This is a genomic window from Streptomyces sp. NPDC089915, from assembly GCF_040684675.1.
Taxonomy (GTDB): Bacteria; Actinomycetota; Actinomycetes; order Streptomycetales; family Streptomycetaceae; genus Streptomyces.
Window position 1 is genome coordinate 70574 of sequence record NZ_JBFBGN010000002.1, and the last position, 25949, is coordinate 96522.

A 25949-nucleotide genomic window follows, 5' to 3' on the forward strand; every position below is an offset into this window, starting at 1 on the left:
TCAGTCTTCTTAGTTGACTCAGGATGCTGTTACTCGTACGGTCGGCACGTTCGCAGGTATCAGGATACTGATTCATCTGAGGGAGCAGAGACATGAAGGCTGTCGTCCTCGACACCGACGACCGGTTCCACCTCACCGACGTCGCGCGGCCCGCCCCCGGTCCCGGCCAGGTCGCCGTCGCCGTCCGGTACGCCGGCATCCAGTGGGGTGACGTGCTCGTGCGCCGGGGCCATTTCCCGGTGCCGCGGCCCTTCGTCGCCGGGTTCGAAGCCGCAGGACGCGTCGTCGGCGTCGGCCCGGGTGTCAGCGAGGCCCTGCTGGGACGGGCGGTCACCGCGCTGACCGCAGGGGGCGCCTTCGCCGAGGTGGTGATCGCCTCCGCCGCGCTCACCTTCGACGCCGAGGGCATCGACCCGCGCACCGCCGCCGCGTTCGGCTGGGCGACACCGACCGCGTACGACCTGGTCCACACGGTCACCCGGGTGCGGCCGGGCGAACGCGTCCTGGTCCACGCGGCGGCCGGCGGCGTCGGCACCATGGCCGCCCAGTTCGCCCGGGCGGCCGGCGCCGGCCGTGTCGTCGGCGTGGTCGGCGACACCGAACGCGCCGCGTACGCAGCCCGCTTCGGCTACGACCGGCTCATCACCCGGGCGGAGTTCGCCGCCGTCGGGGAGGGCCGGGCGCAGGAGGGGGAGGCGTTCGACGTCGTACTCGACCCGGTCGGGGGTGCCACCCGCCTGGCCGGCCTGCGGCGCCTCGCCCCGCACGGCCGGCTGGCCATGTACGGAGCTCTGGCCGGCTCCGCGCCCGTCGCGCTCGACGGCGACGAACTGCTGATGAGCGGCCGGTCCGTGATGTCCTACAACAGCGACCTGCTCAGCCGGACCCACCCCGAGCGGCTCGCCGACAGCGCCCGGCACGCCCTGAGAGCCGTCGCCGACGGCCACGTCCGGCCGGACGTCACCGCCGAGTACGAGATGGCCGACCTCGGCGAGGCCGCGGACCGGCTCGCGCGGGGAGGGACGTACGGCAAGAGCATCCTGCGCATCGAGCCGCACCTGACCGAGCCCGAGCCGGACTTGTTCAGCTGACCCCGCATGGGCGGCACGACAGTGCCCTGCCCATCCGCTCAGGTGTGGAGGCGGCTGTTGGCGCCGTCGCGTCCGTCGGCGTGCTCGTCGTTGAACCAGTAGTCGCCGGCGGCGAGGTAGCGGAAGGAGTGGGCGCTGTGCGCGGGCAGGGCAACGGTCGCGGCGCGGGTGCCGTCGCCCCGGGGGGTGAGGGGGTGGGCGTCGGGGTTCCAGTGGTTGAAGTCGCCGACCACGCTGACCGGCCCGTCCGGGTTGTCCTCGGGAAGGACGAAGGTGACCTTGGTACGGCCCTTGAGCTGCTTGCGTTCGAGCATCGAGACCTCCACGGGAGAAACGGGAACGAGGCATCCTCATCCCACGCCCGCCGTTTGCGGCCGTAGGCGCCTTGCGGGCGGTCGGTGGTCACCCGACCGTGGACGGATGCGGGGGCCAGGTGGCGGCGGGGGAGGGGGCGCCAAGCGGTTCAGAGTTCCGACCGGTAGGCGGGGTCGATGACCAGGAGCCATTCGTCCCCGCGCGTCTCCACGGCGTAGCCGGCGTTGCGGAAGGCCGCGGCCAGGGCCAGGCCGAAGGCGTGACGGAGTCCGGGCAGGTCGGACCGGCCGTGGTTGCGCGCACGCCGGGGGCCCCGTCGGCGTACCCGCAGGCGCGGGAGGTCCTGGGGCATCCAGCCCACCATCACGCCGCGGGCGTGCGCGACGATGTGGACGCCTTCCGCCCCGGCGGCGCTCTCGGCGAACCCGGCCTCCTCCAGCACGGCGCGGACCGCGGCCGGGAACGGGCTCTCGTGATCGTTCACGGCGGCACTCTAGAACGCCCGGCGGCGCCGTCGGCCCAGGCCCGCAGAGGGCGCCGACGCCGCGCCCGCCCGCCGGGGCCCGGCCCCGCCAAGCGGAGCAGTACGACGGCCCGGCGGGAGGAACGCCGCCCGGGCCGTCCCCCCGGCCGCCCCCCCGGATCCCCGGGGCGAGCTTCCTCTACGAACGCGGTAGCGATCCGGCAGCGAAGTCCGACTGGTCCCGCACGCGTTGCGCCCGCTGCTCGATCAGACGGCGGAATCCGGCCAGCGCGAACCGTTCCCCGGTGGCCGTGCCGGGTCCGGGAATGCCGGCGACCTCGGCCATGAGCTGCTGGGGTTGGGGCTGCCAGCCCACCACCAGGACGCGCAGGCCCAGGAGTTCCGCGTGCCGGTGCAGGTCCAGGAGGTGCAGCAGTCCGCCGGCGTCCATGGACGTCATGTGGTGCACGTCCACCATGAGGTCCCGTTCATAGGCGGTGACGCCGTCCAGCACCTGCTGCAACTGCCCCGCGGCACCTTCGTCGAGGTGTCCGCTGATGCCGGCCAGGACCGTACTGCCGCAGCGCTGGACGCCCAGGGTGATCAATGTGCTTCTCCTTCCGCCCGCAGGACCAGGCCTCCGGGCCCTCCATCCTGGCCGGGCGGCCCCCCGAACGGGCGCAGGCGCGCAGGGTGACGCAGCCGGGCCGACGACGTCGCCGGCCGGAATCAGGGAGTTTCGCCGGGCAGACGCGGCGCGAACCCCGGGCGGCGGGGGACCGCCCGGGGGCGGATCCCGACGCCCCCGCTCCGGGCTGCGGGCTCCGGCGGCCCGCCGGAGAATGGCCGGGAACGCTCGCTGCCGGCCCGCCCGCCCCGGGCAACCGCAGGTACGCGGTCCTGGTCGGCCTGAGGAGGTCCAGCCCATGAAGCGCAACCTGTACGTCGCCGCGGCCGCGGCCCTGCTCGCCTGCGGCCCGACGACCGCCGCCCTCGCGGCGCCCACGCACCCGGTACAGGCGTCTCCCGCGGCCGTGGCCGCATCGCCGGCCGACGTCACGGCCGAGGGAGCCGGCGCGGCGGCCCTCAGGAACTACCCCGGGGTGATCGAGTCCCTCAGCAGGGACGCCGGCGTCTGGCACGTGGACGTGATCACCAAGGACGGCAGGGGCCACGCCGAGCTGAAGGTCGATGCGGCGAGCGGGAAGGTGACCCGGGACAACGTGGACACCGACGAGGACTCAGGCGGCCACAAGGACCTGCTGGCAGCCAAGGTCACCGCCGAACAGGCACTCAAGGCCGCCGTCGCCGCCCACCCGGGCGAGGCGCGGAGCGTCGAGTGGAACTCCGACGAGGACGACGACGGCAACAGCAAGGCGGCGTCCTGGCACGTCGAGGTACGCGGCTCCGACGGCAAGACCTGGGACGGCTCCGTGGACGCCACGACCGGCAAGGTCACCGCCCAGTCCGACTCGGACGACGCAGGCTGAGCGAGGCCGCGACGGGAGCCGCGCCCCGACCCGGGCGCGGCTGCGGCGCGCCCCCGGCGGGGACCGCCATACCCGTACGGGCACCGCCCGGTCAGCTCTTGCGGCTCGGGAGGATCTCCTTGGCCTTGGCGAGGGCGAAGCCCCAGCCCTGGGACACCGTGGCCCTGCCGGGGACGGCGACCTCCTCGGGGTTGGTGAGGACGTCGAGGACCACCGGCCCGGGGGTGGCCAGGGCCCGGCGTACGCCCTCGTCGAGTCCGGCCGGGTCGGTGATCCGGATTCCGGTGAGGCCCAGGGCCGTGGCGACGGCCGCGAAGTCGGGGTTGTCGAGTTCGGTGCCGAACTCGGGGAGTCCCGTCTGCTCCTGCTCCAGCTTGACCATGCCCAGTCGGCGGTTGTCGAAGACGACCAGTTTGACCGGCAGCCGGTACGTCCTGATGGTCATGAGGTCGCCGAGGAGCATGCCGAGTCCGCGCCCCCTTTCGCCTTGAGGGTCAGCACCATGGGCGCGGCGAGCACGTCGGCTGTCTCGAGGACCTCCGGGCGGGCTTCGCGGGCGCCCTGGCCGACGAGCAGCGTGACCCGGGACGCCCGGTTCAGCAGCTCCGCGGCGCGCTGGAGGGCGGGGTCGTCGGGGCGGGTGACCGCCCGGTCCAGTGCGAAGCGGGCCGGCCGGTCCTCGGTCACCTCCTGGTCGCCCAGGTCGCCCGGGACGGTCAGTACGGCGACGCCTCCCCGGGTGACGGCGGCGCGTACGGCGGACTCGATCAGGCGGGGCAGCTGGGCCGGGCTGGTGAGGGTGGCCCGGTGGACGGCGACGTCCCGGAAGAGGAGGTCGTTGTCGACCTCCTGGAAGTAGTCGCTGCCGATCTCGGCGAGGGGGACCTGCCCGCAGACGGCCAGGACGGGGGCGTGGCTCTTGGCGGCGTCGTAGAGCCCGTTGAGGAGGTGCACGGAGCCGGGTCCCACGGTGCCCATGCAGACGCCGATGGTGCCGGACAACTGGGAGCGTGCGCCCGCGGCGAACGCCGCGGCCTCCTCGTGCCGGCATCCGATCCACTCCAGCCCTTCGGTGGTGCGGATGGCCTCGGTCAAGGGGTTCAGGGCGTCTCCGACGACGCCGAAGACGTGTTGGACGCCCAGCTCCTGGAGTGCGTCCACGATCACGCGGGCGACGGTGCGTGCCACAGCGATGCCCTCCGGTCGGTTGCGGCCCCCGGGTCTGGGGGCCGGGGTTCGGGTTCAGTGGGTGAAGCGGTCGGGCTCGGCCGTCGTCCAGTCGTCTGCCCAGCTCTCGGGCGGGGATGCGAGCAGCTGTCCCGGGGTGAGCCAGGTGTGGAGTTCGGCGTACGAGCGGACGGTGTGCGGGTCCACGCGGTGGAGCAGCATGTGGGGGCGGAGCCCGGCCGGGTCGTCGACGCCCATGGAGGCCATGATCTGCAGGGCGCTCTTGACGGTGGCCTCCTGGTAGCGCCGGACGCGTCGTGCCTTGTCGCCGACGTCCAGGGCGCGGGCGCGCCGTGCGTCCTGGGTGGCGACACCGACGGGGCAGGTGTTGGTGTGGCAGCGCTGCGCCTGGATGCATCCGACCGCGAACATCATGGCCCGGGCGGCGTTGGTGTAGTCGGCGCCCTGGATGAGCCGTTTGACGATGTCGCTGCCGGTGGCGACCTTGCCCGAGGCGCCGATGCGGATCCGGTCGCGCAGTGCGGTGCCGACCAGGGCGTTGTGCACGGTCATGAGGCCCTCGCTCAGCGGCAGGCCGACGTTGTCGGCGAATTCGAGGGGGGCCGCGCCCGTGCCGCCCTCCGCTCCGTCGACGACGATGAAATCGGGTGTGAGGTCCTCGTCCAGCATCGCCTTGCACACCGCGAGGAACTGGCGGCGCGAGCCGACGCAGAGCTTGAACCCGACGGGTTTGCCGTCGGCCAGTTCCCGCAGGCGGGCCAGGAAGCAGACGAGTTCGCGCGGGGTGGAGTACACGCGGTGGTAGGGCGGCGAGATGACGGTCTCGCCCTGCGGCACCCCGCGTACCCGGGCGATCTCCGCGTTGACCTTGGCGCCCGGCAGTACCCCGCCGATCCCGGGTTTGGCGCCCTGGCTGATCTTCAGCGAGACGCATTTGACCTGCGGGTGTGAGGCCTTCTCGGCGAACTGCCGCTCATCGAAGCCGCCGTCCTGCGTGCGGCACCCGAAGTAGCCGGTGCCGATCTCCCACACCAGGTCCCCGCCCGGGCGCAGGTGGTACGCGGACAGCCCGCCCTCGCCGGTGTCGTGGGCGAACCCGCCGGCGTGCGCGCCCGTGTTGAGGGCGAGGACGGCGTTGGCGGACAGGGAGCCGAAACTCATGGCCGAGACGTTGAGCAGGGCCATGTCGTAGGGGCGCGTGCAGGCGGGGCCCCCGATCCGCACCCGGGGCGGATCCTCCGACACCGGCCGGGGGGCCATGGAGGGGGCGAGGTACTCGCTTCCGGACTGGTAGAGGTCGAGTTCGGTGCCGAAGGGCTCCTCCGCGTCGGTTCCCTTGGCGCGCTCGTAGACGATGCTGCGCACGTCGCGGTCGAAGGGCCGGCCGTCGAAGTTCCGCTCGATGAAGTACTGCTGGAGTTCCGGGCGCAGCGCCTCCAAGCCGAAGCGCAGGTGCCCCAGGAGGGGGTAGTTCCGCAGGACCGAGTGCCTGCGTTGTACGAGGTCGTGCCCGGCGGTGACGGCCAGCAGGAACAGGGGCGCGGCCACGGCCCACCACCCGGGCGAGCAGAGGAGGGCGGCGGCCGCCGCGCCGGAGGCGGCCACTGCGAGGAGGGGCACCAGGAGAATCTTCACCACACGCCGCTTCTGTCCGGATGAGGGCCGGCCAACCGCCCGGGACCGGGATGGCTGCGGGGAGTGATCCGGGCGTTCCTGATGGTGCTCTCGGATTCAGGTCTGGCGAAACAGGAACCTTAAATCGTACTATGTCTGGTATGGAAACGGCCGAGCCTCGGACCAGCTGGACGTTCGTCACGCACCACGCCCGGATCCTCGCCATGGTCTTCCGCGATCCGGAGATCCGGTTGCGCGATCTGGCCGAGAGCTGCCGGCTCACGGAGCGGGCGGCGCAGGCCATCGTCGGGGACCTGGAGAGCGCGGGATACCTCACCCGGGTTCGCCACGGCCGCCGCAACCACTACGAGGTCACGCCCGGCACCCTCTTCCGGCATCCGGCCGAGGGCCACCAGGAGATCGAGAACCTCCTGCGACTGCTGGCCGCCGGCTCGCCCATCGGGGCCGCCGGCGCCCCGCCCCCGGACGGCGGTGGCCGTGAGCCCGGCGCTCACGGCTGACCTGCCCTCTCCACTTTCCAGGGTTGTGAAGGGAGCAAGGCCATGACCTCCCCTCTTGACGGTCTGCCCGCCCCCGCGGCAGGGGACACCGGCGCCATCCTGCCGCCTTCGTCGCTCTCCCTGACCTTCGAACCCGGGCCGCACAGGGTGCTGGCCCGGGTGTCCGGCGAGATCGACATGGATGACGCCGAGGGCCTGCGCAAAGACCTCTCCACGGCTCTGGACTCCAGCCGCGACGGCCTCGATGTCGACCTGTCCGCCGTCACCTTCTGCGACAGCCAGGGCCTGCACGTCCTCCTGGACCTGAACCGCCTGGCCGCGAAGACCGGCAAGTCCCTCGTACTGACCGCCCTCAGCCGCCCCGTCGCCCACCTGCTGGACGTCAGCGGGACCGACCGCCTGCTGAAGGTCCGCGGCCGGCCCGACCCGAAGCACCCGTAGCGCGAGCCATCCCGCCGTACCGCGTGCACCTGGCGGCCGACGGGGAAGAGGCGAAGGTATGCCGGATCCCACACGTCGCTTCCGCCCCTTCCAGCGCCTCCGCCACGTCCCGCGCCGCCTGGCCGCCAGGCGGCGTGACCCCGTGGTGGTGCAGAGCGTACGGTCCACCGGCGCCGCGGTGCTCTCGTACGTCGTCGCGCTCCGGCTCAGCGAGGAGCCCGCGCCGCTGACGGCCCCGCTGACCGCCCTGCTCGTGGTCCAGGTCACCCTCTACTCCACGCTCACCACCGGCGTACGCCGCGTGAACTCGGTCGTGGCCGGGGTGCTGGTCGCCATCGGCTTCAGCGCGCTCGTCGGCCTGACCTGGTGGAGCCTCGGCCTGGTCATCCTGGCCTCCCTCGTGGTCGGACACCTCGTGCGGGTCGACGAGTTCGTCCCCGAGGTGGCGATCAGCGCGATGCTCGTCCTCGGTGTCACCCGGGTGGCCGACACGGCCTGGGACAGGGTCCTGGAGACGCTGATCGGCGCGGTCGTCGGGCTGGCCTTCAACCTCCTGTTCGCCCCGCCCGTCTGGGTGGAGCCCGCCAGCCGCGCCATCGACGACCTGGCCGCCCGGATGGCCGCGCTGATGACCGGCATGGCCGACGAGCTCACCGGCCGGACCACGGTCGCCGGGGCCGCGACCCGGCTGCACGAGGCGCGCCGCCTCGACAACGACATCGCCGGGGTGGACGCCGCTCTGCGCCAGGCGGAGGACAGCCTGCGCATGAACCCCCGCGTCCGCGAGGGTCTGATGTTCCGCCTGGTCCTGCGCACCGGCCTGGACACCCTGGAGATCTGCGCCGTCGTCCTGCGCGTATCGGCCCGCGCGCTCACCGACCTGGCGAAGGCACGCGCCGACGAGCCGCTGTTCTCCCCGGCGGTGACCCGGGCCCTGCAGGATCTGTTCGGGCACATGGCGCTCGCCGTCCACAGCTTCTCCCGCCTGATCACCGCCCAGGTCACCACCAACGCGGAGGAGCAGGAGGACCGCCTCACGCGGGAGCTGGGCATGGCACGCGACTCCCGCGACCTGCTGGCACGCCTGCTGCTGGAGCAGCTGCAGACCTCGCCCGCGCACTGGCAGCTGCACGGCGCGCTGCTCGCCGACGTCGACCGGGTGCTGGACGAACTCGACGTGGACAAGCGCTCCCAGCGCCTCATGGAGGAACTGGACCGGCACTCGCGCCTCCGCCACGAAGCCGGCACCCGCCTCCACCGAGCCCTGCGCAGTGCGGCCCGCCGCTGAGACCGCGTGCGCGGACGAAGCCCGACCGGGCCGTGCGGACTTCCAGGCGGCCCCGCGGCCCCGAGGCCTCCCGGCCGGCCGATGAGCGGCCGACCGGGAAGCCGGGCGACGGACTCAGCCGAGGTCGAACCGGTCGAGGTTCATCACCTTGTTCCACGCCGCCACGAAATCGCGCGCGAACTTCTCTCCCGCGTCACGGGAGGCGTAGACCTCGGAAACGGCGCGCAGCTGGGAGTGCGAGCCGAAGACGAGGTCGACGGCGGTCGCCGTCCACCTGCGCTCGCCCGTGCCGCGGTCCCGGCCCTCGAACACGTTCTCGTCCGAGGCCGACGGGGTCCATTCCGTCCCCATGTCGAGCAGGTTGACGAAGAAGTCGTTGGTCAGCGTCCCCGGCTGGTGCGTGAAGGAGCCGTGCGGGGACCGCTCGAAACCGGTACCGAGGGCGCGCATGCCGCCGACCAGCACCGTCATCTCGGGCGCGGTCAGCGTCAGCAGGTTGGCACGGTCCAGCAGGAGCGTCTCCGGCGGCAGCTTCTCCCCGGCCCGGAGATAGTTGCGGAACCCGTCCGCACCGGGTTCCAGTACCGCGAACGACTCCACGTCGGTCTGCTCCTGCGAGGCGTCCGTGCGTCCCGGTGCGAACGGGACCTGGACGTCGTGCCCGGCGTCCTGCGCTGCCTGCTCGACGGCCGCGCACCCGCCCAGGACGATGAGGTCGGCCAGGGAGATCTTCGTCCCGCCGGACTGTGCGGCATTGAAATCCTGGCGGATCCGGTCGAGGGCGGCCACGGTCTCGGCCACCTCGGACCCGGAGTTGACCTCCCAGTCCTTCTGCGGCGCGAGCCGGATCCGCGCCCCGTTGGCCCCACCGCGCTTGTCGGTGCCGCGGAAGCTCGCCGCCGACGCCCACGCGGTGGCGGCCAGCTGGGGGACGGACAGGCCGGAGGCGCGGATCCGGCGCTTGAGGTCGGCGATCTCCGCATCCCCGACCAGGGGGTGGTCGACCGGCGGTACCGGGTCCTGCCACAGCTGAGGCTCGGGAATCCAGGGGCCGAGGTAACGCGTGAGGGGGCCCATGTCGCGGTGCAGCAGCTTGTACCAGGCCTTGGCGAACGCGTCCGCGAGCCGCTCCGGGTTCTCGTGGAAGCCCTTCGCGATCGGCCCGTAGACCGGATCCAGCTTCAGCGAGAGGTCCGTCGTCAGCATCATGGGGGCGTGCCGCTTCGACGGGTCGTGGGCATCGGGCACCGTGCCCTGGGCCGAGGGGTCCGTGGGCGTCCACTGCTGCGCGCCGGCCGGGCTCGTCGTCAGTTCCCAGTCGTACTTGAACAGGTTGTCCAGGTACCCGTTGTCCCACTTGGTCGGATCGGTGGTCCAGGCGCCTTCGAGCCCGCTGGTGAGCGAGTCGACGCCCGCGCCGGTGCCATAGGTGTTCTTCCAGCCGATGCCCTGCTGCTCGACCGGACAGGCCTCCGGTTCGGGACCGATGTAGTCGGGACCGACCGCGCCGTGGCATTTGCCGAACGTGTGGCCGCCGATGATGAGCGCGGCGGTCTCCTCGTCGTTCATCGCCATGCGGGCGAAGGTCTCCCGGATGTCGCGAGCGGCGGCGATCGGATCCGGATTCCCGTTGGGGCCTTCGGGATTGACGTAGATCAGCCCCATCTGTACGGCGCCGAGGGGATTGGAGAGTTCGCGTTCGCCGCTGTAGCGCTCGTCTCCGAGCCAGGTGTCCTCGGGCCCCCAGAAGATTTCCTCGGGCTCCCAGATGTCCTCTCGCCCGAAGCCGAATCCGAACGTCTTGAACCCCATGGATTCCATGGCGCAGTTTCCGGCGAATACCAGCAGGTCGGCCCATGAGATCTGCCGGCCGTACTTCTGCTTCACCGGCCAGAGCAGCCGGCGGGCCTTGTCGAGGCTCGCATTGTCCGGCCAGCTGTTGAGCGGGGCGAAGCGCTGTGCGCCCGAGCCGCCACCGCCCCGGCCGTCGGCGATGCGGTACGTACCCGCGGCGTGCCAGCTCATCCGGATGAAGAGGGGGCCGTAGTGGCCGTAGTCGGCGGGCCACCACTCCTGCGAGTCCGTCATCACCGCGAAGACGTCCCGTCTCAGCGCTTCGACGTCGAGGGATCTGAACTCCTGCGCGTAGTCGAAGTCCTCGCCCATCGGGTTGGAACGGGGCGAGTGCTGGTGGAGGACCTGGAGGTCCAGCTGGTTCGGCCACCAGTCCCCGTTCGCCCTCGGGCGGGCCGGCGCGGGGGTCGGGGAGGGGATCGCGGGGTTTTCGCTTTCGCTGCCGGACACGTCCGTTCCTCTTTCCGTCTCGGTGCTGCATATCCTCATGGATGATGCAGATAATCGAGTATGTTTCGACGTTCGTATGGTCGCGTATCCGGGACCGCACCGGCGCGAAAACACGCTGAGCGCGTTCACACGACAAGCGGCGGCAATCGAAGATTTTCATCATTCCGCCGAGTCTGAACAGGTGAGCCGAAATGAATGACCTGCTGGAGCGGCTGAGATCGCGCGGGCGCGGTTGGCGCATGACGTCCCAGCGGCGTGTCGTCGTGGAGACCCTCATGGGCGAGCACGTCCACCTGACGGCCGACGAGGTACACGCCCGCGCGGCACGCAGGCTGCCCGAGATCTCACGGGCCACCGTCTACAGCACCCTCGGTGAACTGGTCCTGCTCGGCGAGGTGCTGGAGGTGTCCGCCCAGGGGCGCGCGAAGCGCTACGACCCCAACGCGGGCCACGCGCACCACCACCTGGTGTGCTCCGGCTGCGGCCTGATCCGGGACGTCTACCCGGTCGGAGACCCGGTGGCCGGCCTCCCCGACGAGCAGCGGTTCGGCTTCAGCGTGTCGGCCGTCGAGATCGTCTACCGCGGCCTGTGCCCGACGTGCGCTCCCGCTCCACGGCCGGCGCCCCCGTCCGGCCCCCCAACGCATCGGTGACGACGAAGCCGACGCCCGCGTGACCGCCTCCGACCCGCGTTCAGTACCCCGTAACCCGAGCCATGGGACAATGTAGGCAGGCATTCGTGTGGTCGTGGCACCTTGCGGCAGACCGAAGCTACCGAACGGTAGCCCGACCCGAACCGAAGGGCCGCCGTGAAGCGCACCGCCCCCTCGTCCGCCGCCATGGCCGTCGTCACCCTCGCCGCCGGCGTGCTGTTCACCTCAGGCACCGCCTCCGCCGGAGAGCGGACCGGCACCGCACACGCGGGGCGCGACGTCTACGGGACGAAGACCCCGTACTCCCCGCAGGGCAGGCCCGGCCGCTACCAGAACGCTCCGGAGGGCTTCGCGCCGGTCTTCACCGAGAGCGTCGCCCGCCACGGCTCCCGCGCCATGACGGACAGCGGCGACGGTGACGCCGTGCTCACCGTCCTGCAGAAGGCCCAGGACCAGGGCTCCCTCACCGGTCTCGGTGAGCGTCTGGGCCCGCAGGTGCGCTCACTGCTGGCCGCCGCCTCGGCGCTCGGCTACGGCAACCTCTCCGCCCGCGGCGCGGACGAGCACCGGCAGACGGCACTGCGCCTGGAGCAGCGGCTGCCGAGCCTCGTCGCGGGCATCGCCGCCCGGCACGAGCCCATCGTGGTGGAGACGTCGGGCGTGCCGCGCGCGGTGGCGAGCGCCGACGCGTTCACGGGTGGTCTGGCCTCGGGGGAGCCGGCGTTGGCGGGCCTGATCGAGGAGCCGGTCACCGACAAGAACCTGCTGTACTTCCACAAGCAGCCGCAGAACGCCGACTACCAGGCGTACGTGAAGAGCGATCCGCAGCTGACCGCGGTCCTCACGGGCATCGACGGCGACCCGCGCACCGACGAAGCGGCGCACCGCGTCGTCGCGCGCCTCTTCCGGAAGGACTTCGCGTCGGCGCTGTCCGCCGAGGCGCGGATCTCGTTCGCCCGTTCGCTGTCCCAGCTCTACAGCGCGGTGCCCGACCTGGCCGTGGAGGCGCCGGACGTCGACTTCACCCCGTTCCTGACCCACCGCGACGCCCAGTGGTTCGCCTACCTCGACGACGCGGAGGAGTTCTACCAGAAGGGCCCCGGGTTCAGCGGACGCACGATCACCTACAAGATGGCCGGCGTCCTCCTCGACGACCTCCTCGCCCAGGCCCAGGCCAAGGCCTCCGGCACCAACCGCAACGGCGCGGTGCTGCGCTTCACCCATGCCGAGGAGATCGAGCCGCTCGCCGCGCTGATGGGCTTGCCCGGCAGCACCGAGCCCGCCGAACCGGGGGAGCCTTACACGTACGGGAACAACCCGTGGCGCGGGGCCGAGGTCTCGCCGATGGCGGCGAACATCCAGTGGGACCTGTTCGCGAACACGCCCTCCGAGGGCCGGCCCGCCCGCCACCTCGTGCGCATGCTCTACAACGAGAAGGAGACGGCCTTCAAGCCTTCCTGCAAGCCCGTGTCCAAGGGCAGCTACTTCTACGAGCTCGACGAACTCAAGCGCTGCCTCGCCCACACCTGAACCCCCCGCCTCCGCCGCGGCGGCCTCGGGCGCTGCCGGGACGCGCGATCGGCGGCGCGACCGGACACCCCCGGCGCCGCTGACGACCAGGGTGTGGCAGAGGCTCCGGGCATGCCGGTGCCGACCCGGAAGACCGACATGCGCGCTTCATCCCGATGTGAGCCCTAAGGTGCTCGGGTGAGACGTCGCGCGTTCCTCCTGCTGGCAGCGGCCGCCGGTACCCAGGGCTGTGGATCCCCGTCCCGTCCTGCCGCCGGCCGGGCGACCGGCCGTCCGTCGGACGGCGGCGCCTCCGGCTTCGCCAACCCGGTGCGGATCCCGCCCCTGCTGGAGCCCGTCGTGGACTCGGCCGGGGTGAAGACCTTCACCTTGACCGCGCAGCGCGGCCGGACGGAGTTCCTGCCCGGCAAGCCGGCCCCGACCTGGGGGTTCAACGGCCCCTACCTGGGGCCGACCCTGAGGGCCTCACGCGGAGACCGGGTCAGGGTGAACGTCGTCAACCGGATCGGCGAGGACACCACCGTCCACTGGCACGGCATGCGGGTGCCGGCCCTGATGGACGGCGGACCCCAGCGGATCATCGCACCGGACGCCACCTGGAGCCCGCACTGGACCGTGGAGCAGCCCGCGGCCACCACCTGGTACCACCCCCACCCCCACGGCTACACCGTCCAGCACGTCTACCGGGGCCTGGCCGGGATGTTCCTGCTCGACGACCCCCGGTCCCAGGCCCTGGACCTGCCCAGGACCTACGGAGTCGACGACTTCCCGCTCATCGTCCAGGACAAGGTCCTCAACGACGACGGCACCCTGTCGGAGAAGCGGCTCGACGACTCGGTCTTCTTCCTCGGCGACCGGATCCTCGTCAACGGCACCCTCGACCCCCACCTGAAGGTCGGCTCCCAGCGGGTACGCCTGCGGATCCTCAACGCCTCCAACTCCCGCCTCTTCCACATCGGGTTCGCCGACGGACGCGCCTTCCAGGTCGTCGGGGCCGACGCCGGGCTGCTTCCGGCCCCGGCCCAGGTGGACCGGATCTCGCTGAGCCCCGCCGAGCGTGCCGAGATCGTCGTCGCCTTCTCACCGGGCGAGAGCGTGATCCTGCGCAGTTCCGGTGGCCGGGACCCCATCGACAAGGGGGACTTCGACCTCCTGAAGATCATCGCCGCCGACCGGCTCCGCCCTTCGTCCGAGGTTCCCGACCACCTGGGGACGACTCCGCCCATCGAGGTGCCGGCCGACGCCCGGGTGCGCGGCTTCCGCCTCGACGGGGACGACGAGATCAACGGCCGCGACTACGCCATGGACCGCATCGACGAGGTCGTACCGGCCGGGGCACGGGAGATCTGGGAGGTCGAGGCCCGAGACCACGCGCACAACTTCCACATCCACGAGGTCGCCCTCCGCGTCCTCGACATCGACGGCAGCCCGCCCCCGCAGTGGTACCGGTCGCAGAAGGACACCGTCTTCCTCCCGGCGAAGTCGAAGGTGCGGCTCGCCGTGGAGTTCGGGCACTTCACCGACCCCAGGACGCCCTACATGTTCCACTGCCACATCCTGCGCCACGAGGACCGGGGCATGATGGGCCAGTTCGTGATCGTCGAACCCGGCACGGAAGCCGAGGTCCCCCGCACCCTCCCGACCGGCCATGCCGGCCCACACGGCTGACACCCCCACACGCCGGCCGGGCGCCGCGCCCGAGGGCGCTCCGTCACTCGGCACGAACCCTGACGGCTGCCGTCCGGTACCCCGGGCGTGCCGTCATGCGGGGCAGGTCGTAGCCTGCCGCCATGACAGGTATACCGCCGCTGACCCCCGACGCCGCCTTCGAGATGCTGCTGGCCGGCAACCAGCGGTTCACGACCGGAGCACTGGAGCACCCGAACCAGGACGCCGCGCGCCGGATGGAGACCGCACCGGTCCAGCGTCCCTTCGCGGTCATGTTCGGATGCTCGGATTCACGGCTGGCCGCCGAGATCATCTTCGACCGGGGGCTGGGGGACCTGTTCGTGGTGCGCACCGCCGGCCATGTGGCCGGGGCCGAGGTGCTGGGCAGCATCGAGTACGGCGTGAGCGTGCTGGACAGCCCGCTGGTGGTGGTCCTGGGCCACGACTCGTGCGGGGCCGTGGCCGCGGCGACGGCCGCTGCCGACGGCGGCAGCACCCCCGCCGGCTTCGTGCGTGACGTGGTGGAACGGGTGACCCCGAGCGTGCTGGCCGCGCGTGCCGCCGGACACGAGGCGCCGGAGGAGATCCTCCACGAGCACATACGCCGCACCGTCGACCAGCTGCTGGAACGCTCCCGCGTCCTGGCCGAGCGCGTCGCGGACGGCCGTCTGGCCGTGGCGGGCCTGTCCTACCGCCTGGCCGACGGCTCCGCCCGGCTGGTCGCCGCCAAGGGGCTGCGCGAGGACCCCGTTCTCACGCGCTAGAACCACAGCCGATTCGCCGCCCCTGCCCTGCCCGCGCCCACAGCCCGTCCGCGCCGGGTGGTCATCCCGCGTGGTGGCCTGGGGCGGAGGAGGGCCGGGGTCCGGCGGCACGCCGGAGCCGGTTGGCGATCGCCAGTCCCAGTCCCTCCTCGCTCGGCAGGGAGGCCAGGATGAGGTCACAGCCCGTGTGGTCGAGCTCGCGCAGGAACCCGTACAGGCCGCGCGCGTAAGCGGCCGTCGAGGCGGGGACGGACCTGACGGCGTGCGCCGCCGTGACCGTCGCCGCCGCCAGGGAGGGGGGCAGCAGGACACCCACCCGGTGCCCGGCCTCCCGCGCGCGGTGTGCCTCGGCCGGGATGTCACCGGGAGCGACGAGTACGACGCGGGCCCGGGGGGCGTAGTGCGAGGGATGCTGGCCCGGTACCCGGACGCTGCTCGTCGCGGGGACCGCCAGCGGGTGCCCCAGTGCGGCTTCGAGGTCCTCGCGCGTCACCCCGCCGGGGCGCAGGATGGCGGGGGCGGGGCCCGTGAGGTCGACGATGGTCGATTCGACCCCGACGTCGCTGGGGCCGCCGTCGAGGATGAGGTCGACCCGGTCGCCGAGTTCGGTGCGGACGTGCTCGGCGGTGGTGGGGCTGACTGAGCCGAAGCGGTTGGCGGACGGGGCGGTGACGCCCCCGCCGAAGGCGGACAGGAGCGCGAGTGCCACCGGATGGTCGGGGACCCGGACCGCGACCGTCTCCAGGCCGCCGGTCGCCTCGAGGGGCACCCGCGGGCTGCGGGGCAGGACGAGTGTCAGCGGGCCGGGCCAGAACCGCTCCGCGAGGAGCCGTGCCGTCTCGGGCACGCCGGCGACCCAGCCGTCGAGCTGGTGCGCGCCGGCGAGGTGCACGATCAGAGGGTGGTTGGGCGGGCGCCCCTTGGCCTGGAAGGTGCGGCTGACGGCCTCCGAGTCCTCGGCGTTGGCGCCCAGTCCGTAGACGGTCTCCGTCGGGAAGGCCACCAGCCCCCCGGCGCGCAGCAGTTCGGCAGCCTTCTCGATGTCCATGGTTCGTACGGTCACCCTTCCATCCTCCCACCGCCACGACCCGCCCCTGCCCGGCCCCGGCGCGTGCTACTTGGGCATCAGGACGGTGTCGACGATGTAGACGTTGGCGTTGGCGGTCTTGACGTTGCCGCACACCACGTGGGAGGTGTCGTTGACCTTGTAGGACTCGCCGGATCCCTTCGCCGTGACCATCCCCTTCTCCAGCGTTTCGAAGCTGCCGTTCTCCAGCTGCCCGGGCGTGAGCCTCTGGCCGACGACGTGGTAGGTGAGGATCTTCGTCAGGGTGGCCTTGTCGGCGAGGACCTTGTCGAGGTCAGCCTTCGGGATCTTGGCGAAGGCGTCGTTGGTGGGCGCGAAGACGGTGATGTCCTTGGCGTTGTTGAGGGTGTCGACGAGCCCGGCCTTCTTGACCGCCGCCACCAGGGTGGACAGGGCCGGGTTGTTGGAGGCGGCGGTGGCGACGGGGTCCTTGGCCATGCCGTCGAAGGAACCGGCCCCTTCCTTCGGGACTCCGGCGCAGGCCGGGCCGAAGGGCTGGTCGCCGGTGGCCGCGTCGCTCGCGGCGGTGCTCTCGCCGGTCTTCGCCTCGTCGCCGGCCGCCGCGGGGGGCGCGGCCTTGGCGGTGCTGCCGGAGTCGGAGCACGCGGCGAGGGAGAAGGGCAGCAGGGCGGCTGCGGAGACGGCGATCGCGGTGCGGCGGATCTTCAGGCTGTTCATGATCGATTGCTCCTTGAAGGGTTTTCATCAGGTGTTGACGTGGCTGGCGGTGCTGCCCGGTGCGGGCCTCGGGGCCCTCCGGGTGGTCTAGGGGACGGTGACGAAGACGCTGTGCCGGCCGCTCGCCCCGTCGGGGATGGTGCGGGCGCGCTGTTCGGTCTGTACGGCTCCGGTCCCATCGGTGGCGCGGGCGGTGACGGTGTGCCCGCCGGGGGTGGCCTGCCAGCGGTAGGACCACTGGCGCCAGGTGTCGGCGGTGTCCTGGACGGCGAGGTCGGCGTCCTGCCAGGGCCCCTCGTCGATGCGGACCTCGACCCGGCTGATGCCTCGGTGCTGGGCCCATGCGACCCCGGCGACCGCGACGGGGCCGGCGGCGGGGCGGGCGAAGGGCTTGGGCGTGTCGATCCGGGCCTGCGTCTTGATCGGCGCCTTGCGGGCCCAGCCGCGCTTGACCCAGTACGGGTCGTAGGCGTCGAAGGTGGTCAGCTCGATGTCGGTGAGCCACTTGCAGGCCGACACGTACCCGTACAGCCCGGGGACGAGCATCCGCACGGGATAGCCGTGCTCGAACGGCAGCGGCTCGCCGTTCATGCCGACCGCGAGCATCGCGTCGCGGCCGTCCATGACGTCCTCGACCGGGGAGCCGAGCGTCATCCCGTCCACCGAGCGGGCCACCAGCTGGTCCGCCTTGCCTCCCTGGGACGGGGGCCGGACGCCGGCTTCCCGCAGCAGGTCCGCGAGGCGCACTCCGAGCCAGCGCGCGGTCCCGACGTAGGGGCCGCCCACCTCGTTGGAGACACAGGTCAGGGTGATGTCGCGCTCGATGAGGGGGCGCGCGAGGAGCCGGTCGAGGGTGTAAGTGCGCGGCCGGTCCACACCCTGGCCGTGGATCCGCAGCCGCCAGGTGCCCGCGTCGACCCGGGGGACGGTCAGGGCGGTGTCCACGCGGTAGAAGTCGGCGTTGCGGGTGGTGAACGGGCTGATGCCGGGCACCCCCAGCCGGACGCCGGCCGCAACGGCGGGCGCGGGGGAGGCGGGCGCCGGCAGGACCAGGCCCTCGCGGGAGGCGACGGCGCCCTGGCCCCGGCGGCCGGTGAGGAACCGGCCCAGAACCCCGGCCGAGGCCGCCGCCACCGCGGTCACACCGGCCGCGCCGAGGAACCCGCGCCTGCTCCAGCCTCCCGCGTGCTCGCCGTCGACACCGGACCGGGCCGGGCCGGACACGGCCTGGGACGCGAGGACGTACAGGGCCAGTGCCCCCGCGAGGGCTCCGGCGACCGAGGGCAGCACGTCGGCGATGCCGCTGGAGTCCGGGCGGCTGAGGGCCGCCACGGAGCCGACGACCCCGAACAGCAGCACGCCCGCGGCGCCGGCCCGTCGGTGGGACAGGGCCAGGACGCCCAGGCCGATGGCGATGACGGCGAGCATCGTGAGGATCCCGAGCCGCAGGACGGTCTTGTCGTCCTCCCCGAACGTGCGGATCGCGAAGTCCTTCACCGCGGCGGGCGTCCGGTCGATCACCGCGCCCCCGACGACCGTCACAGGCCCGGCAGCAGGACGCACCGGTGCGGCCACCAGCTCGGCGACGGCCAGAGCCGTGAACGCGGCCAGAAGGCCGGCCAGCGCGCCCCGTGCGGCGCGGGGGAGGATGCTGAGGAAGCTGCTCACACCCGGCATTCGGCGGCACCCGCCCGGCGGATTGGCCCGACCCCCGAAAGGGTGAACCGTCCGCCGGTGACGCCCGCGCGGTACAGACGGCGGGGCGGGGCGGGGCGGGGCGGGGCAGGTCAGGTCAGTGCCGGTGCAGGGTCTGCAGTGCCTCGATGAGGATCTTCGGGTCGTGCTGCCCCTTGTAGACGGGCGGGGGCTGCCTGTCGAGCCGCAGCAACCGGGCGACGGCGGTCCAGGCGGTGCGTACGGAGTACTCGACGGTGAAGACCACGTCGTCGGGGACCTCGGCGTACTGGCCGATGAAGGCCAGGTTGGTGGAGCCGGCGGGCACGACCTGGGGGCGGTCGCCGGCCTTGCGGACGAGGAACTGGCTGGTGATGTAGGGCATTTTCGCGGGGATCACGAGGGAGCCGTCCAGGATCCGCTGGCGCTCGGCGAACGGCAGGTGCCCGAGTACCTCGTCGAGGATCTCCCGGCCGGTGCACTCGGACATGGGCTTGGTCACGAAGTCGCCCGGCCTGTCGGGGAACAGCGCGTATCCCCACCACACGAACGTGTCCTCGGGCTGGTCCCGGAAGTGCGGCTGGTGGTTGAGCACGATGGTCAGCAGCCAGCCGGACCGCTTGAACGTGATCAGACCGCCTTTGCCCGCCTCGCTTCCGCTGAACTCCTCCATCAGTTTGAAGAAGAGCGGGTCCTTGGTGGTGACGGTGAACGACTCCCAGGTGGAGTCCTCGACGTGGGAGTCGAACACCTTCGGGTCGCCCAGTCCGGGGCGCTTGGCGGCGAGTGTCTCCCACAGCTGCCAGGCCCCGCTGGAGGACGTGGTGTCCAGGGCGGGGACGGTATCGGTGGAGCCCAGGGTGGAGTTCGCGGTCATGGAGCCGTTGGTCACCATCACCAGGTCGTCCGGGCCGACGGCCGTCCGGCCGGACTGCCCGCCGCGCTCCCAGACGAGGGCCTCGACGGTCAGCGCGTCGCCGTCGGCCAGGTCGAGGTCGGTGACGCGGGTGCCGAGCCGGAGGGTGACGCCCTGAGCGGTGAGCCACGCCAGGAGGGGCCGCACGATCGAGTCGAACTGGTTGAACCGGGTGCGGTAGATCCCCGACATGGTGTCGAAGGTCTTGAACAGGTGGACGAAGCGGTTGAGGTAGCGGCGGAACTCGATCGCGCTGTGCCAGGGTTCGAACGCGAACGTCGTGCACCACATGGCCCAGAAGTTGGTGGTGAAGAACTCCTCGTGGAACAGGTCCGAGATCCGCTTGCCGTCCAGCAGCCTCTCGGGCGTGGCCACGCACTTCACGAGTTCGAGGCGGTCCCGTTCGGAGAACGTCATCGCATGCGCGTCGATGATGCTCCCGCCGGCGTCGACGAGGCGGGCGTGGTCGTCCCAGGCGAAGTCCTCGTGGAACGCGAAGGTGTCCTCCGTCACGGACCTGGACGGGTCGTCGAGCGAAGGAATCGAGGACAGCAGGTCGTAGGTGCAGTCGAAGTGGATCTCGAACATGCGGCCGCCGCGCATGGTGTAGCCGGTTTCAGGGGATCCAGCCGCGTCCAGGCTCCCGCCCTCGCGGTCCTGTTCCTCCAGGATCACGATGTCGTTCCCCGAGAACCCGCCCTCGCGGATCAGGAACGCCGCCGCCGCGAGCGAGGCGATCCCGCTGCCCACCAGATAGGCCTTCGCCACTGCCCGTTCCTCCATCCGCTGCACACCGCCTCACCGGACCCGCGGGATCGCGGCCGACGCGGGCGGAAGACCCCACCATGGGTTCCCCGGCACACCGGGCGCGACACGACGGCGACCCCCAGGTCCCTGATTCGGCCCAGCGCGGACCTGCACTTCCGTGCCCGGGTGGGGCCGGCGGACCCGGTCCCGGGTCTGTCGGGATCGCCGCACCCACCGCCCCACCGGCCCGGGCAGCCCCAGCAGCCACCAACCGGAGTGGCCGGGTTCGGGCTTCCTCCCTCGGTTCCCCGCCGCCCACCCTTGTCCTACGTTCTCTCGTCACGCGAAGGGAGTCCCCATGGGCAGCGGAGGCATCGAACCGGCCGACTGGCCGTACCCGGAGCCGGAGGCCCCGAAGGAGCCGTCGGCCGAGGCCGCGTCCGAAGAGTGATCCGACGGGCTCCGGCCCCGCCTTCACGGGCCGGGTCCGGAGCCCGTTCCCACACCGACCTGCCCCGCCCCTCCTGGCACGTACCGGCACGGCGCCGGCGCGAACGGCGCGCGCACGCCCGATCTGTCCGGGGCGACAAACCCGGGCTCACGTCCGCTGGTCCCCAGGACATGGCCGCCGTGCTCCCCGGTCGGCATGGTGGGACGTGCCGCCGCCGGGATGGTCCCGGGCCGGACGCGGCGCGGAAGGACGGCGATCAGGGTGGACATGAACTCCAAGGGCCAGTACGGGGACTTCCAGAACGAGATCTACCTCGACGGGCTCTCCGGCGTGCTCCCCACCATGCCGATGGACTTCGCGGGACTGGAGGCGCGGGCCCGGGCGGCGCTGCCGCCGTCGGTGCTCTCCTACGTCGCCGGCGGTGCCGGGGACGAGTTCACCCAGCGGGCCAACGTCACCGCGTTCGAGCGGTACGGCCTCATGCCTCGGATGATGGTCGGCGCCACCAAGCGGGACATGGGCGTCGACCTCTTCGGACTGAAGCTGCCGTCACCGCTGTTCATGGCACCGGTCGGGGTGATCGGGCTCTGCGCGCAGGACGGGCACGGCGACCTGGCGACGGCCCGCGCGGCGGCGAGGACCGGCGTGCCGATGGTCGCCTCGACCCTGTCCGTGGACCCGATGGAGCAGGTCGCCGCCGAGTTCGGCGACACCCCCGGCTTCTTCCAGCTGTACACCCCCACCGACCGGGCGCTCGCCCAGAGCCTGGTGCACAGGGCGGAGGCCGCCGGGTTCAAGGGCATCGTGGTGACCCTGGACACCTGGCTGACCGGGTGGCGTCCGCGCGACCTCGGCGCGAGCAACTTCCCGCAGCTGCGCGGCCACGCGCTGGCCAACTACACCTGCGACCCGGTCTTCCGGGCACGCCTGGCCAAAGCCCCCGAAGAGGACCCGCGCGCCGCCGTAGGGGAGTGGGCCGGCATCTTCGGCAACCCGCTGACCTGGGACGACCTGCCCTGGCTGAGGTCCCTCACCACGCTGCCGATCATCCTCAAGGGCATCTGCTCCCCGGAGGACACCCGGCGCGCGAGGGACGGCGGCGTCGACGCCGTCTACTGCTCCAACCACGGCGGCCGCCAGGCCAACGGCGGCCTCCCCGCCCTGGAGGCCCTGCCCGGCGTCGTCGAGGCCGCGGACGGCCTGCCCGTCCTGTTCGACTCCGGCATCCGCTCCGGCGCCGACGTCATCAAGGCCCTCGCGCTCGGCGCCGCCGCGGTCGGCGTCGGCCGACCCTACGCCTACGGCCTGGCGGTCGGCGGAGTGGACGGCATCGTGCACGTACTGCGCTCGCTGCTCGCCGAGGCTGACCTGATCATGGCCGTCGACGGCTACCCCGCCCTCGCCGACCTGCGCGCCGACGGCGCGATCCGCAGGCTCTGACCAGCCCCCACACCGGCGTGTGAGGGCATCCCGAGGGCCAGAATCGTCCGTGTGGACAAAGAAGCCGAGTCACAAGCCCGCGAACGGCGCGGACACGTCCTGGCCGCGCTGTCACTGGAGGACATCGCCGCGAGCGCCGCGGCCACCGTCGTCCGTGAGATCCCCGCCTACCACGCGCACGACGCCGACCAGGTGCGCGCCGAACTGCTCGCCGTACTGGCGCCGGTCGTCGCGTTCCTGCGCGAGGGACGCGAGGCCACCGCCGCCGAACAGGCGCAGTTCGCCGCCTTCGGCGCCCACCGCGCCGAGCAGGGCGTCGGGCTGGAGCCGCTGCTGGAGGCGTTCCGGCTGACCAGCCGGCACGCCTTCGACGCCCTCTACGAGGAGATCCGCCGCGTCGACGCCCCACAGGCCGGCCTTGAGCTCGCACGGGACTTCTGGGCCTGCTGCGACCGCCTGTCGGCGGCGGTGGTCCAGGGGCACCGGGAGCGGGAGCTGGAGAGGGCCCAGGCGGCGCAGGAGCACCGCACCCTGCTCCTGCGGCAGCTGCTCACCGGTGACCTGCCCACGGAGTACCTGGCGACCGCCGCCACGACTCTGGGCCTCGACCTGCGCACCGAGTACCACGTCTGCCACGCCCGGCCCGGCAAGGACCGTACGATCGCCGCCGTGGAACGGGCCCTGCGCCCGCACACCGCCGCCCTGCTGGCCGAGCCGGGCACCGACCGGGTCATCGGACTGACCACCGGCCCGCTCCCGGCCCGGGTCGCCCTGCCGGCCGGCCTGGGCCCGGCGCGCCCGCTGTCCCGGCTCCGGGAGTCACTGGCCGAGGCGGAGCGCTGCGACGAGCTGGCCGTCGCCTTCGCCCTCGGACGGTGCGTCCGGACAGGAGAGCTCCCGCTCCACCTGGCCGTGCTGTCCCTTCCGGCGGTCGGTGATCAGCTCGTCGCCCGGTGTTTCGGCCACACGTCCGGTGAGCGCCGCACCACCCTGGTGCGCACCGTCGACGCCTACCTTGCCGCCGACACCAACGCGGACCAGGCCGCCGCCGCCCTCTTCGTCCACCCCAACACCCTCCGGTACCGGATCCGCGCCCTCACGGCCGCCACCGGCCTCGACCCCGCCCGCACCGAGGACGCCCTCACCCTGTGGTGGGCGGTCCGCCGCCTCCAGGCGAGCGGCGACTCCGGCTGATCCCCTTGGCACGCGCACGTGCCGCACCTGCGGCGCAGGGGGTCAGCGGGCGTGTTGCCGCTCGAACCGCTCGATCACGCCGCCGGCGATCTGGGTGGCGAGGTTGCCCCGCGTGAGGTCGAACAGGTGGCTGGCCCACGGCAGCGTCACGCTGCGGTGCGGCACACCGGCCCGCGCCAGCGCCGCATCGAGCAGGTGCGCCTGGGACGGCGGGATGAGCCGGTCGTCCCGCCCGTGCACGCTCAGCGTGGCCGGCAGCCCCGGCCGGACGTGGTGCAGCGGGGAGGAGGCGTACCAGCGGGCCGGCTGCTGCTCCCTGGTGCCGCCGATGTACGCGCGGGTCGCATCGCGGATCAGGCCCGGGGCGGTGGAGTGGGCGAGGGCGTCGTCGAAATCGGTGGTGCCGTAGAAGTTGATGACGGCCCGCACGGAGGTGTCCGCGTGGGGGTTGGTGGGCGGGAACAGCGGGTCGCCCTGGGTGTAGGCGGCCATCATGGCGAGGTGTCCGCCGGCCGACTCGCCGAACAGCGTGATGTCCGACGGGTCGACGCCGAAACGGGCGGCGTTGTCGCGGACGAAGCCGACGGCCGCCTTCACGTCGCCGGGTCCGGTCTGCCAGTCGGCATGCGGCAGCAGCCGGTAGTCGATGGTGAAGACGGCGTAGCCCCGGTCGGTGAACCACCTGCCCCACGGATAGCCCTCCTCGCGCCCGCCGGTCTTCCAGCCGCCGCCGTGGACGTACACCACGGCCGGGTGTCCGGCACCGGTGGGGGCGGCGCCGTGCGCGGGCAGGTAGTCGAGATCCAGCGCGGCGCCGCCGACCCTCGCGTAGACGAGCGTCCGGGCGTCCTTCGGCCGTTCGGAACCGAGCGAGAGCCCGTGCCTCAGATAGTCGCCGAGGGACACCTGGACGCCCTGAGCGGACGCGGTGCGCCCCAGGGTGACGAGCGGGACGGCGGTCATCACCAGCATCAGCGCCGCACACACGGCCGCAGCCCCCACGGCCACCCGGGCCCGCCGGCGCCGCGCGAGCAGCGCCAGCCCGGCCCCGGCCACGAGCAGCACCAGGGTGATCTCCTGCGCGCCGTCGACGCCCAGGGTGAGGAGCGCGGTCAGCGTGGTCGGGACGGGGACCGTCATCACCACGGTGACCAGCACGGCGACCAGACAGAGCAGCACGGCGACGGTGGTCACCAGCCACGGCCGGCCGCGGCGCGGCGTCGCGCCCGCACCGGCACGGCGCCCGCTGACACGTGACAAGAAGCGGTTCGACACGGCACCCCGTTCGCGTGGATCAGATGCGGCGCCTCGGACCCGACAGGGGGAGGGCGCCGCCGAGGCGGAGGCCGAGCCGCCGCCCCCGGAAACGTCCGGGCGGGCCGCCGAGGCCGCACACCCGAACGCTCTCCACCGTGCCAGACGGTTGACGCACGGACCATGGCACCCGGAACAACGCCCACCGGGCCCGGCCTGTCGGCAGCGACAACCCCGCGCGACGAGCGGCGGCGGTTCACGGGCGCCAGTCGGCCTCCAGGTCATGGGAGTCGGCCTTGGTGAGCGGGGTCGGGGCGCTGCCGTCGGCCCGTACCCGGTAGAGGTGCTCGGGGTCCGCGTCGTCTGCGCCGCCCCTGGTGAAGACCAGGCTGTGACCGTCCGGGGACCAGGAGGGGTTCTTGTCGTTGGCACGGGCCGCGGTGACGCGGTGGAGGCCGGTGCCGTCCGGGCGGACGAGGTAGAGGTGGGCGAAGCCGGAGGAGTCGACCCGGCTGAAGGCGATCCGGTCTCCGTGCGACGACCAGTCGGGCGTCCAGTCGTGGGAGCCCGGCCCGGTGACCGCCGTCTGGGCCAGGGTGGACAGCCGGATCCTCATCAGCCGGCTGTGTCCGCCGGCGTCAGCCCGGTTGAACGCCAGGTACTTGCCGTCAGGAGACCACGCCGGATGGAGGTCGTCGGCCGTGGTGTGGGTGATCCGGGTGGCCGGAGCGCCGTCGACGCCGGCCACGTATATCTCGCGCCGGCCATCGACCGGCTTGGCGTAGGCGATCCGCTTGCCGTCCGGGGACCACGCCGGGTCGGAGGCGCCCTCGGTGCCGGGGACGGCCTTCAGGTCGCCGCCCGCGGTGTTCATCGTCCAGATGCCGTCGATGGCGCCACCGGACCCGTAGCGGACGAACGCCACCCGTTTGCCGTCCGGGGACCAACGGGGCATGACCTCGCTGACGGCGGGGGTGTGGGTGAGCGCGACGGGCGTGCCGCCACCGGGGGAGACCGTGTAGAGGTCCTCCGTGGGGGCTGCCGCGGTGTAGCGGGCGAAGACGATCGGACGGTCCGCCGCGGCGCCCGGGTCCCCGGCGGCTCCCGCATCTCCTGCCGCGCCGAGGGCCAGGGACGCGGCGACGGCGACGGCGGTGGCGCTCACCACCGCCCACCTG

22 protein-coding genes and 1 pseudogene are annotated in these 25949 nt (G+C 72.6%); 11 read left to right on the plus strand and 12 right to left on the minus strand.

The window, feature by feature from the left end:
* Positions 1–92: 92 nt before the first annotated feature.
* The gene (locus AB0O29_RS01175) at positions 93–1091 is read left to right on the plus strand and encodes a zinc-binding alcohol dehydrogenase family protein (protein ID WP_365144118.1); all 999 of its coding nucleotides are present in this window, start codon (positions 93–95) and stop codon (positions 1089–1091) included.
* 38 nt (positions 1092–1129) lie between these two features.
* Here AB0O29_RS01175 and AB0O29_RS01180 read toward each other — a convergent pair whose 3' ends face one another.
* The 3 genes from AB0O29_RS01180 to AB0O29_RS01190 all read right to left on the minus strand — a co-directional run bounded on the left by AB0O29_RS01180 (position 1130) and on the right by AB0O29_RS01190 (position 2476).
* Positions 1130–1405, minus strand: a complete 276-nt coding sequence (locus tag AB0O29_RS01180) for an isoamylase early set domain-containing protein (protein ID WP_365144121.1) — start codon at positions 1403–1405, stop codon at positions 1130–1132.
* Between the two features lie 149 nt (positions 1406–1554).
* Entirely contained in the window at positions 1555–1890 is a 336-nt protein-coding gene (locus tag AB0O29_RS01185; protein ID WP_365144124.1) for a hypothetical protein, read from the minus strand.
* 178 nt (positions 1891–2068) lie between these two features.
* Positions 2069–2476 carry an STAS domain-containing protein gene (locus AB0O29_RS01190; protein ID WP_365144127.1) on the minus strand — a complete coding sequence of 136 codons (408 nt, stop codon included), beginning with the start codon at positions 2474–2476 and terminating at the stop codon, positions 2069–2071.
* A 319-nt stretch (positions 2477–2795) separates the two neighbouring features.
* Here AB0O29_RS01190 and AB0O29_RS01195 point away from each other — a divergent pair, with 319 nt between their 5' ends.
* Complete coding sequence (locus AB0O29_RS01195) at positions 2796–3359, plus strand: PepSY domain-containing protein (protein WP_365144130.1); 564 nt, start codon at positions 2796–2798, stop codon at positions 3357–3359.
* 91 nt (positions 3360–3450) lie between these two features.
* On the opposite strand, the pseudogene AB0O29_RS01200 reads toward AB0O29_RS01195, so the two are convergent.
* Positions 3451–4547: pseudogene (locus AB0O29_RS01200) on the minus strand (thiamine pyrophosphate-binding protein).
* A 54-nt stretch (positions 4548–4601) separates the two neighbouring features.
* Complete coding sequence (locus AB0O29_RS01205) at positions 4602–6182, minus strand: FMN-binding glutamate synthase family protein (RefSeq protein ID WP_365144370.1); 1581 nt, start codon at positions 6180–6182, stop codon at positions 4602–4604.
* Between the two features lie 140 nt (positions 6183–6322).
* Between AB0O29_RS01205 and AB0O29_RS01210 the strand changes: the two genes are divergently transcribed.
* From AB0O29_RS01210 to AB0O29_RS01220, 3 genes are read left to right on the plus strand one after another with little or no spacing between them, the layout of a single operon-like run.
* Positions 6323–6682, plus strand: coding sequence for a helix-turn-helix domain-containing protein (locus AB0O29_RS01210; protein ID WP_365144133.1), 360 nt, complete (start codon positions 6323–6325; stop codon positions 6680–6682).
* Positions 6683–6724: 42 nt separating this feature from the next.
* Positions 6725–7123 carry an STAS domain-containing protein gene (locus tag AB0O29_RS01215; protein WP_365144136.1) on the plus strand — a complete coding sequence of 133 codons (399 nt, stop codon included), beginning with the start codon at positions 6725–6727 and terminating at the stop codon, positions 7121–7123.
* Between the two features lie 58 nt (positions 7124–7181).
* Positions 7182–8411: an aromatic acid exporter family protein gene (locus tag AB0O29_RS01220; protein ID WP_365144139.1), complete on the plus strand. Its 1230-nt coding sequence runs from the start codon at positions 7182–7184 to the stop codon at positions 8409–8411.
* A 114-nt stretch (positions 8412–8525) separates the two neighbouring features.
* Here the strand turns inward: AB0O29_RS01220 and katG are convergent, their stop codons facing one another.
* Positions 8526–10715: a catalase/peroxidase HPI gene (gene katG, locus AB0O29_RS01225; RefSeq protein ID WP_365144142.1), complete on the minus strand. Its 2190-nt coding sequence runs from the start codon at positions 10713–10715 to the stop codon at positions 8526–8528.
* 191 nt (positions 10716–10906) lie between these two features.
* Between katG and AB0O29_RS01230 the strand changes: the two genes are divergently transcribed.
* From AB0O29_RS01230 to AB0O29_RS01245, 4 genes are all read left to right on the plus strand, one after another.
* Positions 10907–11368: a transcriptional repressor gene (locus AB0O29_RS01230; protein ID WP_365144145.1), complete on the plus strand. Its 462-nt coding sequence runs from the start codon at positions 10907–10909 to the stop codon at positions 11366–11368.
* 156 nt (positions 11369–11524) lie between these two features.
* Complete coding sequence (locus tag AB0O29_RS01235; RefSeq protein WP_365144148.1) at positions 11525–12898, plus strand: histidine-type phosphatase; 1374 nt, start codon at positions 11525–11527, stop codon at positions 12896–12898.
* Positions 12899–13075: 177 nt separating this feature from the next.
* The gene (locus AB0O29_RS01240) at positions 13076–14566 is read left to right on the plus strand and encodes a multicopper oxidase domain-containing protein (protein ID WP_365144151.1); all 1491 of its coding nucleotides are present in this window, start codon (positions 13076–13078) and stop codon (positions 14564–14566) included.
* Positions 14567–14688: 122 nt separating this feature from the next.
* Positions 14689–15330 (plus strand): carbonic anhydrase, encoded by a 642-nt coding sequence (locus AB0O29_RS01245; protein WP_365144154.1) that lies wholly within the window; start codon positions 14689–14691, stop codon positions 15328–15330.
* Between the two features lie 61 nt (positions 15331–15391).
* On the opposite strand, the gene AB0O29_RS01250 is transcribed toward AB0O29_RS01245, so the two are convergent.
* The 4 genes from AB0O29_RS01250 to AB0O29_RS01265 all read right to left on the minus strand — a co-directional run bounded on the left by AB0O29_RS01250 (position 15392) and on the right by AB0O29_RS01265 (position 20453).
* A complete protein-coding gene (locus tag AB0O29_RS01250; protein ID WP_365144157.1) occupies positions 15392–16393 on the minus strand; it encodes an L-threonylcarbamoyladenylate synthase in 1002 nt (333 codons plus the stop codon).
* Positions 16394–16444: 51 nt separating this feature from the next.
* A complete protein-coding gene (locus AB0O29_RS01255) occupies positions 16445–17095 on the minus strand; it encodes a fasciclin domain-containing protein (protein ID WP_365144160.1) in 651 nt (216 codons plus the stop codon).
* A gap of 87 nt (positions 17096–17182) precedes the next feature.
* Positions 17183–18772, minus strand: a complete 1590-nt coding sequence (locus AB0O29_RS01260; RefSeq protein WP_365144163.1) for a molybdopterin-dependent oxidoreductase — start codon at positions 18770–18772, stop codon at positions 17183–17185.
* 115 nt (positions 18773–18887) lie between these two features.
* Positions 18888–20453: an oleate hydratase gene (locus AB0O29_RS01265; protein ID WP_365144165.1), complete on the minus strand. Its 1566-nt coding sequence runs from the start codon at positions 20451–20453 to the stop codon at positions 18888–18890.
* Between the two features lie 697 nt (positions 20454–21150).
* Here AB0O29_RS01265 and AB0O29_RS01270 point away from each other — a divergent pair.
* Positions 21151–22323: an alpha-hydroxy-acid oxidizing protein gene (locus tag AB0O29_RS01270; protein ID WP_365144373.1), complete on the plus strand. Its 1173-nt coding sequence runs from the start codon at positions 21151–21153 to the stop codon at positions 22321–22323.
* 51 nt (positions 22324–22374) lie between these two features.
* Positions 22375–23517 carry a helix-turn-helix domain-containing protein gene (locus AB0O29_RS01275; RefSeq protein ID WP_365144168.1) on the plus strand — a complete coding sequence of 381 codons (1143 nt, stop codon included), beginning with the start codon at positions 22375–22377 and terminating at the stop codon, positions 23515–23517.
* Between the two features lie 42 nt (positions 23518–23559).
* Here the strand turns inward: AB0O29_RS01275 and AB0O29_RS01280 are convergent, their stop codons facing one another.
* Positions 23560–24711, minus strand: a complete 1152-nt coding sequence (locus tag AB0O29_RS01280) for an alpha/beta hydrolase (protein ID WP_365144171.1) — start codon at positions 24709–24711, stop codon at positions 23560–23562.
* A 316-nt stretch (positions 24712–25027) separates the two neighbouring features.
* Positions 25028–25936 carry a hypothetical protein gene (locus tag AB0O29_RS01285; protein WP_365144174.1) on the minus strand — a complete coding sequence of 303 codons (909 nt, stop codon included), beginning with the start codon at positions 25934–25936 and terminating at the stop codon, positions 25028–25030.
* Between the last annotated feature and the right edge of the window lie 13 nt (positions 25937–25949).

Coding starts and splice junctions, on each gene's coding strand:
- AB0O29_RS01260 (WP_365144163.1), bottom strand. CDS start 18,772: ATGCCGGGTGTGAGCAGCTTCCTCAGCATCCTCCCCCGCGCCGCACGG.
- AB0O29_RS01230 (WP_365144145.1), top strand. CDS start 10,907: ATGAATGACCTGCTGGAGCGGCTGAGATCGCGCGGGCGCGGTTGGCGC.
- AB0O29_RS01215 (WP_365144136.1), top strand. CDS start 6,725: ATGACCTCCCCTCTTGACGGTCTGCCCGCCCCCGCGGCAGGGGACACC.
- AB0O29_RS01220 (WP_365144139.1), top strand. CDS start 7,182: ATGCCGGATCCCACACGTCGCTTCCGCCCCTTCCAGCGCCTCCGCCAC.
- AB0O29_RS01210 (WP_365144133.1), top strand. CDS start 6,323: ATGGAAACGGCCGAGCCTCGGACCAGCTGGACGTTCGTCACGCACCAC.
- AB0O29_RS01195 (WP_365144130.1), top strand. CDS start 2,796: ATGAAGCGCAACCTGTACGTCGCCGCGGCCGCGGCCCTGCTCGCCTGC.
- AB0O29_RS01270 (WP_365144373.1), top strand. CDS start 21,151: ATGAACTCCAAGGGCCAGTACGGGGACTTCCAGAACGAGATCTACCTC.
- AB0O29_RS01175 (WP_365144118.1), top strand. CDS start 93: ATGAAGGCTGTCGTCCTCGACACCGACGACCGGTTCCACCTCACCGAC.
- AB0O29_RS01180 (WP_365144121.1), bottom strand. CDS start 1,405: ATGCTCGAACGCAAGCAGCTCAAGGGCCGTACCAAGGTCACCTTCGTC.
- AB0O29_RS01255 (WP_365144160.1), bottom strand. CDS start 17,095: ATGAACAGCCTGAAGATCCGCCGCACCGCGATCGCCGTCTCCGCAGCC.
- AB0O29_RS01245 (WP_365144154.1), top strand. CDS start 14,689: ATGACAGGTATACCGCCGCTGACCCCCGACGCCGCCTTCGAGATGCTG.